This window comes from Rhizobium sp. 18055 (assembly GCF_902706285.1).
Lineage (GTDB): Bacteria > Pseudomonadota > Alphaproteobacteria > Rhizobiales > Rhizobiaceae > Rhizobium.
Window position 1 is genome coordinate 1 of sequence record NZ_CACSKD010000169.1, and the last position, 500, is coordinate 500.

General features: G+C 65.2%; 1 protein-coding gene. It reads right to left on the reverse strand.

The genetic code is table 11. The features are described from left to right. The coding region (locus GVL52_RS31835; RefSeq protein WP_200847968.1) for a secretin N-terminal domain-containing protein at positions 1-500 on the reverse strand (500 nt) is incomplete at both ends.

Consider the following 500-nt stretch of genomic DNA (forward strand, 5'->3'; position numbering starts at 1 on the left):
GTGCTCAGCAACTGGCGGACTTCTTCGAGCTTGGCGGGCGTGTCGGTGACGAAGAGCTGGTTCGTGCGGGGCTCGGCGATCGCGCTGCCGCGCTCGGACAGGAAGCGCGTGGAAGCGCCCGTGCTCCCGGTGCTGTTGTTGGCCAGTTGGGCCACCATGTCGGTGGCCTTGGCGTAGTTCAGCTGGAAGGCCTGGGTGCGCAGCGGCTCCAGCTTCTGGATCGCGAGCGCGGCCTCGTAGTCCTTCTTGGTGCGGGCGTCGATCTCGTCCTTGGGCGCGATCCACAGCACGGAGCCGGACTTCTTCATGCCCAGGCCCTTGGCGTCCATGATGATCTGCAGGGCCTGGTCCCACGGCACGTCCTTCAGCCGCAGCGTGAGCGCGCCCGTCACCGTGTCGGAGGTGACGATGTTGAAGTTGGTGAAGTCGGCGATCACCTGCAGCAGGGAGCGCACTTCGATGTTCTGGAAGTTGAGCGACAGCTTCTCGCCGCTGAAACC